At 50.7% G+C, this 12,095-nt stretch carries 6 protein-coding genes; 2 read left to right on the forward strand and 4 right to left on the reverse strand.

Translation table 11 applies throughout. From position 1 onward, the window contains the following. Positions 1 to 77 precede the first annotated feature (77 nt). A complete protein-coding gene (locus tag J2Y43_RS24510) occupies positions 78 to 5,537 on the forward strand; it encodes an MG2 domain-containing protein (RefSeq protein ID WP_309988293.1) in 5,460 nt (1,819 codons plus the stop codon). A gap of 1 nt (position 5,538) precedes the next feature. On the opposite strand, the gene J2Y43_RS24515 is transcribed toward J2Y43_RS24510, so the two are convergent. After that, positions 5,539 to 6,279: an MIP/aquaporin family protein gene (locus J2Y43_RS24515; RefSeq protein WP_309988289.1), complete on the reverse strand. Its 741-nt coding sequence runs from the start codon at positions 6,277 to 6,279 to the stop codon at positions 5,539 to 5,541. A 154-nt stretch (positions 6,280 to 6,433) separates the two neighbouring features. Between J2Y43_RS24515 and purB the strand changes: the two genes are divergently transcribed. After that, entirely contained in the window at positions 6,434 to 7,789 is a 1,356-nt protein-coding gene (gene purB, locus J2Y43_RS24520) for an adenylosuccinate lyase (protein WP_090149533.1), read from the forward strand. A 5-nt stretch (positions 7,790 to 7,794) separates the two neighbouring features. On the opposite strand, the gene J2Y43_RS24525 is transcribed toward purB, so the two are convergent. The 3 genes from J2Y43_RS24525 to J2Y43_RS24535 all read right to left on the reverse strand — a co-directional run bounded on the left by J2Y43_RS24525 (position 7,795) and on the right by J2Y43_RS24535 (position 12,073). Beyond that, entirely contained in the window at positions 7,795 to 8,025 is a 231-nt protein-coding gene (locus tag J2Y43_RS24525) for a helix-turn-helix transcriptional regulator (protein WP_223400741.1), read from the reverse strand. A gap of 161 nt (positions 8,026 to 8,186) precedes the next feature. Beyond that, positions 8,187 to 10,739, reverse strand: a complete 2,553-nt coding sequence (locus J2Y43_RS24530) for an adenosylcobalamin-dependent ribonucleoside-diphosphate reductase (RefSeq protein WP_309988285.1) — start codon at positions 10,737 to 10,739, stop codon at positions 8,187 to 8,189. 287 nt (positions 10,740 to 11,026) lie between these two features. Continuing rightward, entirely contained in the window at positions 11,027 to 12,073 is a 1,047-nt protein-coding gene (locus tag J2Y43_RS24535) for a ChuX/HutX family heme-like substrate-binding protein (protein ID WP_309988280.1), read from the reverse strand. Positions 12,074 to 12,095: the final 22 nt, after the last annotated feature.

Consider the following 12,095-nt stretch of genomic DNA (forward strand, 5'->3'; position numbering starts at 1 on the left):
CGAATTAACTTGTATAGTTTAATTTAGGCGGATGGTTTTGCTTACAAAAATCATCCGTTTTTTATATCTGCTTTCCTATGAAAAAGACTGCCATCCTAAGTTCTTTTTGCTTCCTCTTTTTTGTCTGGGTTTTCAGTGGCTGCTCTTCCTTCAACGAGATCCGCGTGGCGGGTACCAACTTCACGGAGGAGGTAGGGCAATCGCAAAACCTGGTATTTACCTTCAACAAGGACCTCGTTTCGACGGCCGAGCTGGATAACTGGGATTCGACGCAATATGTGACGTTCGAGCCGGCTGTTCGGGGCAAGTTCAAATGGACCGCGCCGAATGAGCTCGTGTTTTCACCCGTCGCGGGGTTTGGAGCCGCTACGTCCTATAAGGCGCAACTGACAGAGCTCATTACGGAAAAGACGGATAAGGAAAAGAAATACAAGCTTTCCCAGGAGCCGATCGCCTTTCACACACCTTATTTGCAACTGGTAGAAACCGAAAGCTGGTGGACGCTTTCGACAGAAACCGTCAGGCAGGAGGCACGCCTGCGATTGCATTTCAACTACCCGGTAAACGGGCAGAATGTGGCCGAGAAGCTGAAAGTACTGTTCGAAAACCAGCCGTTGGATTACCGGGTATTGCCTTCGCAGGACGAGTCGACGGTGACACTGGCGTTGGCGAAGGTAGGAAAAGCGGATAATAATGAAACGCCGGTCAACATCTCGATCGAGAAGGGCGTAAAGGTGCAGAACACGTCATACAGTAGCCAGGAAGCATTGTCGAGGACCGTCAGCGTTCCATCCCCGTTGCATCTGGAAGTGGTGGATATCAAGACAGGCTTTGAAAACAATGCGGGCTACGCGCGGATCGTGACCACGCAGGAGCTCGACAAGGAAAGCATTGCCAACAGCTTTACTATCAACCCCGAAGCAGCCGTAGAAACCGAACCAACCGAGAACGGCTTCGTCATTCGCGGGGCATTCAATGAAACGGAAACGTATGTATTGCAGCTTAAACAGTCGCTGAAAGGAATCTTGGGGCAGAATTTGGAAGAAGAGACCTCGCGTGACCTGTTTTTTGGCAAAATGCCCGCTGCAATCTCGTTCGCGAATAAAAAGGGGCTGTATTTGTCGTCCAAAAGCTCGCGTAATATCGGCGTGAATATCGTGAATGTGCCGAAAGTTCAGGTCCGCATTTCGAAGCTTTATGCCAATAATATCCTGCATTACATCCATAACAATCGTTGGAGCGACTACGCGTACGTGGGTGACGACTGGCAGCCGACCGGCAATTTCAATTACAGCGACGACCGCGAAAGTCAGTTAAGCGATGTGATTGTTAATAAGACAGTTGAAACCAAAAATTTATCCAAAAACAAGGGTATATCCGCATTGAACATCGCATTGCCGGACGATAACAAACGGCAAGGCGTGTACCTCGTAGCCGTGAATTCGGAGGAGGAAGCATACCTCGGTGCTACCAAGCTGGTTTCCATTTCCGATATCGGCCTCATCGCCAAGCAGGGTAAGGATGAGCTCTGGGTTTTTGCCAACTCGATTAAAACCAATGACCCGATCAAAGACCTTGAATTGACGCTCGTCAGCTCCAATAATCAGACAGTACACACGGTTAAAACCGATGGCGATGGCATTGCGCATGTCGACAAGCTAAGCGAAAAGGCGCCGGGATTCAAGATCGCGATGATCACGGCGAGCTCGGAGGATGATTTTAATTACCTCTTACTCGAAGATACACAGGTGCTTACCTCTCGGTTCGATGTGGAAGGCTTGCGGGACAATGCATCAGGTTATCAGGTTTTCATCTACGGGCAGCGCGACATTTACCGGCCGGGCGAAACCATGCATTTCAACACCGTGCTGCGGATGCAGGATTGGAAAACCGCAGGAAAAGTGCCTCTGAAACTGCGTTTGCTCACTCCGAATGGCCGTGAATTCCGCACATGGCGCAAGACCACCAACGACCAGGGTGCCGTAGAATCGGAGATCCCGCTCGATGCCGGTGTACTCACAGGTACCTATATTCTGGAAGTGTACAATGCCAATGAGGTTTTGCTGGGCTCGCAAGCAGTGAGCGTGGAGGAATTCATGCCCGATCGCATTAAGGTCGATCTCAGCGGGGCTGCCAAGGATTATGTTTCAGGCCAAAAAGTGGCGCTTACGGCTACCGCTACCAATTTGTTTGGCCCTCCCGCGAGCAACCGCACCTACGAAATGGATTTCCAGTTACAGCGGAAAGGTTTTTCAGCCAAAGGTTTTCCTGAATATACATTTGATATCCCGGCCGAGACGACTTTCGAACGCGATAGCCGCCAGGGCACGACCAATGAGCAAGGGCAGGCGAACGAGCAGTTTACATTGCTATCCGGCTTACAGGATATTGGCGTCCTCGAAGGCAAGATTTACGTAACGGTTTTCGATGAAAACGGACGGCCTGTCAACAGGTTACAGCGTTTCGACGTGTACACGCAGCCCGTATTTTACGGTATCCGCCTGCCGGATGCTTACGTAGGTACCAATGCGCCGGTTCCCGTGGATATTGTGGGCGTAGGCAAAAACGGCGCATTGCAGAATGGCGCCACTGCGAGTATCGAAGTGGTGCGGCTGGAATACCAGACCGTCGTGGAAAAGAAATATGATCGTTTGCAGTACACCTCTCGGAAGAGTGAGAAACTGGTGTATTCCAACAAACTGACGCTTTCGGGTGGAAAGGGGACGTTCAGATATGTGCCCACGGTTTCGGGCGAGTACGAGGTACGCGTGCGGCGCCCAGGCGCCGCGCATTATACGCTGGCGAATTTCTACGCTTATGGCTATGGTTACACGCAATATTCGTCCTTTGAGGTGAGCAACGAAGGCCGGGTGCTGATGGAAACCGATAAGGATCAGTACAAAACCGGTGAGTCGGCAAAGGTATTGTTTAAAACCCCTTTTGACGGACGGTTACTTGTAACTGTGGAGCGCAACAATGTACTCGAACAGCATATTCTGACGACCGAAAAAAAGGCGGCTGAATTAACATTCAAAATCAAAGAGGAGCATTTGCCCAATGTATTTGTTACGGCGACGCTCATCCGGCCGCTGGACGCGTCGGATATGCCGTTGACGGTCGCGCACGGTTTTCAGGCCATTTTGGTCGAAGATCCCGAGCGGAAACTGAACGTCGCTATCGCTGCTGTTGAAAAATCGCGCTCGAAAATGAAGCAGCAGATCCGGATCAAAACAGAGCCGAATGCGGAACTGACGCTGGCTGTGGTGGATGAAGGTATTTTGCAGATCAAAAACTCCAAAACGCCGGACATCCACGGGCATTTTTATCAAAAACGGGCATTGGAAGTTTCCAGTCACGATTTGTATGCCCAGCTTTTCCCTGAATTAACGATCTCCGGTACGTCGAGCTCCGGTGGTGACGGTTATGATTTGGAAAGAAGGATTAACCCACTCAGCAACGGTCGTACGGAGCTGGTGTCGTTTTGGAGTGGCCAGTTAAAAGCGAATGGCAGCGGCGATGTGACTTTCGATGTCAATATCCCGCAGTTCAGCGGCGACCTGCGCATTATGGCAGTGGCATATAAGGACAATGCATTCGGCTCGGCTACTAAAAATATGAAAGTTGCGGACCCGATCGTGATCAGCGCCGGTCTGCCGCGCTTCCTGAGCCCGGGCGATGAGCTGGTGCTGCCAGTGAACGTCAGTAACACCGAAGCGAAAGCGACTACCGCTACCGTCTCCGTGCAATTGGCTGGTCCGTTGGCGGCCGGTTCGGTTCCGCTTACACAAACCATCACGATTCCCGCCGGAAAAGAGAGCCGTGCTATGTTTACAGTGAAAGCTGCAACGGCCATCGGCATCGGTAAAGTAGTGGTGAAGGTGAATGCATTTAAAGAGACATTTATTAACCAGACCGAAATTACGGTTCGTCCGGCATCACCATTGCTCAAAACCACTACATCCGGCCTTATTGCGGGTGATAAACAAGGGCTGATCGACCTTAAATCCTCGTTCATCCCTGCCACAAGCAGCAGCCAGATCGTGTTGAGCCGCTCGCCTTTGGTACAAGGTGGCGGAAAGGCATTATCGACATTGCTTGGCTATCCTTATGGTTGCCTGGAACAAACCGTTTCCAAGGCATTCCCGCAGATTTATTTCGCAGACCTTACCAAGGCAATGGCTGCGCCGGTTTACACGGTCAAAAGCGGAGAAAGTGATTTTAACCCGATGACCAACGTGCAGCAAGCCATTCGTAAAGTGGAATCGCAGCAGCTTTTCAACGGAGGCATGGGCATGTGGCCGGGGGCGCAGCTGGAAGACTGGTGGGCTACTGCCTACGCGGTGCATTTTCTGGAAGAAGCGCGGAGGGCAGGTTTTGAGGTTAATGCCAAAACACTAAGTCGCGCGGTGGAATATCTGACAGCGCAAAGCGGCTCGACGGCCAATAAGGAAGTCGTGATTGCGAGTACCAACAACGGATTGGCATACGAAGGACAGCCGAAAGGCACACAGACAAAAAAGAGTGTTGCGCGTCGTGAAGCCATTTATTCGCTTTACGTGCTGGCATTAAACGGCCATCCGAACCGCGCTTCGATGAATTATTACAAACAAAACCCGCATTTGCTCACGCAGGATTCCCAATATCTGCTCGCAGGCGCATTCCAGCTCGCGGGCGATGCGCGGAGTTTCAATGCATTGTTGCCTAAAAAATACGTAGCCGAGAATGCGGGACATTATTACGACAACAGCTATTCATCGCCGTTGCGGAATATGTCTTTGGTTTTGAATACATTAATTGAATCCGACCCTTCCAATGCACAAATCCCGGTGTTGGGCCGGCAGCTTTCTATGGCCATTCAATCGGCCTCGTATCTCAATACCCAGGAAGCAGCATTTGCGGTGCTCGCTTTGGGTAAACTGGCAAAAAGGACCTCCAACTCGACGGTAACGGCTTCTGTTTCCGCAAATGGCAAGTCGCTCGGTCAGTTTTCGGGTAAGGAATTGAAGATTTCAAAAGGCATTTTGAACCAGAAACTGCAGGTCAAAACGCAGGGCAAAGGCGATCTGTACTGGTTCGCGCAAACGGATGGTATGTCGGCCACGGGAAGTTATGTGGAGGAAGACCAGGGCATCAGCATTCGTCGCCAGTTCCTGAACCGCAATGGAGCGCCGGTGCAAACTTTCCATCAGAACGACCTCGTGGTGGTGAAACTGACGCTTAACAGCAATAACGGGTTGCCGGTGGAAGACATCGTCGTTACCGACTTGCTGCCCGCAGGCTTTGAGATAGAAAACCCAAGGATCACCGAACCGCGTGATATGCCATGGATTACGAATGCAGCCGTTCCGGAATATTACGACATCCGAGACGACCGCATTCATTTCTTCACCAATGCCGATGGCCAGCCGAGGACATTCTACTATCAGGTGAGAATCGTAGCCAAAGGCACATTCACAATCGGGCCGGCCGCTGCCGACGCGATGTACCGGGGCGAATACCGCAGCTATTCGGGCGGCGGCAAAATCACGGTTGAATAGATTAAAAAGAGAAGCTACGCAAAATCAGTCCGCCGATGATGGCTCCCGCAATGGGGGCCACCACGGGGATCCAGCCGTAACCCCAATCGGAGCTTCCTTTGTTGGGAATAGGCAGGACAGCATGCGCAATGCGCGGGCCGAGGTCGCGTACGGGGTTGATCGCATAGCCGGTGGTACCCCCGAGCGATAACCCAATGCTCCAAACCAGCATACCCACCAGGTAAGGCGCTACACCCGAAGGAATGCCGCCTTTTTCGGGGTCAGAAGTACCGGCATAGCCGATGGCGACAATGCCGACGATCAGTATCATAGTCGCGATAAACTCACTCAAAAAATTGGCACCGGTACTTTTAATGGCCGGGCCGGTTGAAAAACAGGCCAATTTGGCCCCGCTGTCTTCGGTAGCGCCCCAATGCGGCAGATATTGCGCCCAAACCAGCACAGCCCCCAGGAATGCGCCAATCAGCTGAGCCGGGATGAAAGTTGAGATAAGGCTGTAATCATTTTGAAGTACCGCAAAGCCCACAGTTACCGCGGGGTTCAAATGCGCTGCCGCGCTGCCGAATGCATTGGCCGTGAATACCCCAAACATCACCGCGAACGCCCATCCTGCTGTAATGACGATCCAGCCACCGCTTTCGCCTTTGGTTTTTTTCAACACGACATTGGCGACGACGCCGTTGCCTAATAAAATAAGGACCATTGTTCCGACTAATTCTCCAATGAAAGGCGAAGGCTGCATGTGCTTTGTATAATCAAGGTTAGTGAACGAATATGCGAATAGTTTTATAATTTCTATTTCCAATCCCAAAAAGAATTTTTCATTCTTGTTTTACCATTTTAGGACCGTGAATTCTGCTAACTTTGCCTGATAATCAATTTTTGTATTGAAAATCATGTCATTAAATCAGCTTACGGCGATCTCTCCGGTTGATGGCCGTTATTACAAACAAGTATCTGAACTTTCGGCTTATTTTTCGGAATATGCCCTGATTTACTACCGGGTGTATGTCGAAATCGAGTATTTCATTGCACTCTGCGAAATTCCCCTCCCTCAGCTATCCGAATTTGACAAGAAAAAATACGCGTCACTGCGCAAAATCTATGAGGATTTCAGTGAGGCAGACGCATTGCATATAAAGGACATCGAAAAGGTGACCAACCACGATGTGAAGGCTGTCGAGTACTTCATTAAGGAGCAATTCGAAAAGCTGGGCATCGAATCTTACCAGGAATTTATCCACTTCGGTCTCACTTCGCAGGATATTAACAATACGGCGATCCCGCTTTCGCTGAAAGACGCGATGGAGCGCCAGATCAAGCCGTTGTTCCGTCAGGTGCTTTTTGTGTTGAAACGCATGTCGATCGAATGGAAAAACGTGCCGATGCTCGCATTCACGCACGGGCAGCCCGCGTCGCCTACACGTGTGGGCAAGGAATTTCTGGTGTTTGTAGAACGTCTGGAGCGCCAGCTCGAAATGCTCGATAAAATCCCGCATTCGGCGAAATTCGGCGGTGCTACCGGTAACTTCAACGCGCACCACGTTGCTTATCCGAAACAGGACTGGATGGCATTCGGCCACCATTTTGTGGAAGGGTTAGGACTGAAAAGAAGCCGCCACACGACGCAGATCGAGCATTACGACAACCTCGCCGCCACTTTCGACTGTCTGAAACGCCTGAACACGATCCTCACCGACCTTAACCGCGACATGTGGACGTACATTTCGATGGGCTATTTCAAGCAGAAGATCAAAGCCGGCGAGGTGGGTTCTTCTGCAATGCCGCACAAAGTGAATCCGATCGATTTCGAAAACTCTGAGGGTAACCTGGGTCTTGCGTCGGCATTGTTCGAGCATTTTGCTTCCAAATTGCCTATTTCACGTCTGCAACGCGACCTTACCGACTCTACGGTATTGCGTAACATCGGTGTGCCTATCGCGCATTTGGCCATTGCTTTGAACTCCCTGCTGAAAGGCTTAGGCAAAGTCGAATTGAACGGCGAGGTACTGAAAGCAGAACTGGAAGAAAACTGGGCGGTTGTATCCGAAGCGATCCAGACGATCCTGCGCCGCGAAAGCTATCCGAAGCCTTATGAGGCATTGAAAGAACTGACGCGTACCAACGAAAAAATCACCCACGATTCGATCTCGCGTTTCATCGAAACACTGGATGTGTCTGAAAAAATACGGGAAGAGCTTCGCGCATTGAGCCCATTCAACTACCTGGGCGTTGTAGAGGACACTTTTTAAAGAAGTTATACTCCCAATTCATCCCTGATCTTCTCCTGCCAGTCGCGCGGGAGAAGATCCAGCAAACTCACCTCACATAACGTCGCAATGCGGCAGTAATGCTCCATTTCAATTTTGGTGGTGCCGGTTTCCCATTTGTGATAACCTACCTGCGAAACGCCGAGCAAATCGGACATTTGTTTCTGAGAAAGCGCATTATCTCTGCGGTACCTGATCAGGATTTGCGAAATAACCATGGTGTCGGTTTAAAGCGTGAATGCTTTGAACCGGGGCGAGGCGGTGGGGTATGAGTGGCGTGAGTAGTAGTAGTTTTGAATGACTGAATGACCGAATGATTGAATAGGCGATATTCGGTCATTCAATCATTCAATCATTCAATCATTCAAAATTAAGAAAATCATCCGCATTTCGACGAGCCGCAATCCTTGCATGTCAAACATCCTTCCTGGTACAGCAAATTTGTCGAGCCGCAGTTCTGGCATTTCTGCTTCGCTGCTTCGGTGCCGTCCGGGATGTAACGTTTCAATGCGCGCGCAACGCCGGCTTTCCAGGTGTTGATCGCCTCGTCGAGTTGGAGGCTGCTGATCAGGTCTACCACCTTTTCGATTGGCATTCCGTGGCGCAATGTGCTGGAAATGAGCTTCGCGTAGTTCCAGTATTCAGGATTGAATTTGTAGGACAGCCCTTCGATCGTCGTTTTGTAGCCGCGCGTATTTTTGTATTGAAAATCATAGCGCGAGCTGCCGTCGGCTTCCCGGTTTTTGATAATCAAACCCTCATTTACCCAGCGGGGAATCAGGATACCATCTTCGTCGTCCGCAAAACCGGTGAAAATCTCGTACGGACGACCGTCGATCAGGCCGATAAACGCGATCCATTTATCTTTTTTATTCTGAAAACGTACCACATCCGCTTCCAGCGTTTGCGGGCGCTCGGTCGGGAATGGCATCGGGCTGCCGTCTTTCGGTTCTTCTTTTTTCTCCGTGTTGGCGATCAAAACGCCTGAACGCGAGCCGTCGCGATACACCGTAACGCCTTTGCAGCCCGCTTTCCAAGCCTCCATGTAGCATTCGCCCACGAGTTCTTCGGTCACGTCGTTCGGCATGTTGATGGTCACGCTGATCGAGTGGTCGACCCACTGCTGGATAGCGCCCTGCATTTTTACCTTTTTCAGGTAATCCACGTCGTTGGAAGTGGCTTTGTAGTAAGGCGATTTTTTTACCAGCTCATCGAGGTCTTTTTGCGCGTAATTTTTGGTGGTATCCAGGCCATTGACCTCCATCCATTCCTTAAAACGGTGATGGAAAACCACATATTCTTCCCACGAATCGCCTACCTCGTCGACAAAGTCCACGCGAACGTCCTTGTCGTTCGGGTTGACCTTTCTTCTTCTTTTATAAACCGGAAGAAAAACTGGCTCGATACCTGACGTGGTTTGCGACATCAAACTCGTCGTGCCCGTCGGCGCGATCGTCAGCAATGCAATATTCCGGCGGCCGTATTCCAGCATTTCGTAATAAAGCTGCGCGTCGGCTTCTTTCAGGCGGTTGATAAACGGGTTGTTTTTCTCCCTTTCCGAGTCGAAAATCGTGAACGGTCCGCGTTCTTTGGCCGTGTGAACCGATCCGCGGTAAGCTTCGAGCGCTACGGTTTTATGGATTTCCACGGCAAATGCATTGCCTTCGTCGCTGCCATAGCGTAGGCCCAATGCAGCCAGCATATCGCCTTCGGCAGTAATACCAATGCCGGTGCGGCGGCCTTCTTTGGCTTTTGTCTGGATATTCAGCCAGAGGTTGCGCTCCACGCGCTTTACTTCGGCATCTTCCGGATCTTCATCAATTTTTTGCAGAATCGCATCGATCTTTTCGAGTTCGAGGTCGATAATGTCGTCCATCATGCGCTGCGCCGCTGCAATATGCTTTTTGAACAGCTCCCAATTGAATTTTGCCTTGGGAGTGAATGCATCCTCAACGTACGAGAAGAGGTTAATGGCCAGCAAGCGGCAGGAATCGTACGCGCAAAGCGGGATTTCGCCGCAAGGGTTGGTCGAAATGGTCTGGTAACCAAGGTCGGCGTAGCAATCGGGTACCGATTCGCGGATGATCGTGTCCCAGAACAGAATACCCGGCTCGGCCGACTGCCATGCATTATGCACGATTTTCTTCCAGAGCGCCGTCGCGTCGATGTCCTTGATATGCGAAGGACTATCGCTTTTGATGGGATATTGCTGGCGGTAGGCGGTTCCAGAGTCTACCGCTTTCATGAAATCGTCGTCGATCCGCACCGAAACGTTGGCGCCGGTAACTTTTCCTTGCTCCATTTTGGCGTCGATGAAGCTTTCGGAATCGGGGTGTTTGATGGAAACCGAAAGCATCAATGCGCCCCTGCGGCCGTCCTGCGCCACTTCGCGGGTAGAGTTGGAGAAGCGCTCCATAAACGGCACAATGCCGGTTGATGTGAGTGCCGAGTTCTTCACGGGCGAGCCTTTCGGGCGGATATGCGAAAGGTCGTGCCCTACACCCCCGCGACGTTTCATGAGCTGCACCTGCTCCTGGTCGATCTTCATGATGCCACCGTAGGAGTCTGAAACGCCATTGTTGCCGATTACAAAGCAATTGGAAAGCGAAGCGATCTGGTACGGGTTGCCAATGCCCGTCATAGGGCTGCCTTGCGGGATAATGTATTTGAAATCTTTGATCAGATCGAAAATTTCGGCTTCGCTCAGCGGATTTGGATAGCGCTGCTCGATGCGCGCGATCTCCGACGCAATGCGGCGATGCATGTCGTTTGGCGTCGCTTCGTAGATGGCTCCGAACGAATCTTTCAATGCATATTTATTCACCCAAACGCGGGCCGCAAGATCGTCGCCCCTGAAATATTCCAGCGAGGCTTGAAAGGCTTCGTCACTGGTGTAGGTTCTTTCTGATTGTGAAGATTTTATGGATTCCATTAGGTGGTATCAGACGTTTTTTGAAGAAGTTGAGAATTTCAAATTTACGAATTTTGGAATTTAAATGAAAAGTGTTTTGAGAAAAAGTTTTCAAATATTCATCATTAAATAATTGTATTTCAGATGATTATGATATTTCAATGTGAAAAAAGTTCACAAATTTTGTTTTGACTTGAAAAAAGATCTTGGAAATTTTGACAAAAAAATACCGGCTCACTAATGAAGCCGGCAATTTCTAATTACTATGGCGAAATTTAATCTTAATATGCTTGTACAAATGCTTTTGGTCAAAATTTGATCGAATGCAGCTCGATCAGCGCAGGCCATTCGGCCAGTTCAGGGATTCCCGGCTTGCGCTTGCCGAAGAACTGGTTGAACATCACTCCATCCTTATCGATGAGCTCGATGCCGGTCACGATGCCGTCTTCGGTAGGCTTCTGCACCACCCAGGCTTCGTCGATGGCGTCCTCCCTTAAATGCAGGTTGAACTCCGGATCCATTACATTCAACCATGGGCCCATCACGAAGATCTTTTTGATCGGGCCGGTATGGATCTGAATGCAGTTCGGGTTTGAAACAAACACCATAATGGGTAGCCTGGTCTCCGAAATCGCGTCGAAGAGCGGCTTCATGCTCTCCGGCTTAATGCGGTGGGCATAGCCTTCGGGTGCATTGCGCAACGCCTGCTTTCTCGACAGCTTATGCTTCCGCAGCAGCGTGAAAAAGTCGTGGGTATCTTTCAATGCAAGCCATTCCTGCTGGAATACGGCTTGATCGAAGTCTGCAACCTCGTCGGGTTCGGCTACTTTCTCTTTTTTCTCGGTGACAAACAGGTTTACGTCCTGGTCGGTCGCCAGGTATTTGGTCACCAGCGCGTCGTAGGCCTTTTTGTCGCTCTTTTCCGTGAGATAAATTTTATGCGCCGCCTCGCCGAAGCTGTTGAAGAATTGCAGGCTGTAACGCTCGTTTTCCGACACCGCGAAGCCGAATTTCCAATCGCCCAGAAACAGGCGCAGGTCGATATCCTCGCCCAGCACGAGGCCGACGTGGTTATTGAACGAAATCTTCTCGTACACGCCTTTGCGCTCGTGCACCACGTGGTCGTTACGTGTGAGCGCCATCACGTGTCCGAGTGAGCCCATTTCCTTGATCAGCTCCCTGAAATCGCCGTCGAGGAGCTGGACATGAGAGCCAAGGCCGGTGGCAAGGAGTTCGGCTTCCGAGGTGCCGAGCGCTTTGGCGTCGTCGCGGATGCGTGATTTGGGATTGGCGAGCTTGTATTCTGCCCAGCGTTCTTTCAATTCAGTTCTGTCCGGTGAAAGGGTTGACTTCATCTTTGGGTATTTTAATAGTTGC

This window comes from Dyadobacter sp. BE31 (assembly GCF_031457695.1).
Taxonomy (GTDB): Bacteria; Bacteroidota; Bacteroidia; order Cytophagales; family Spirosomataceae; genus Dyadobacter.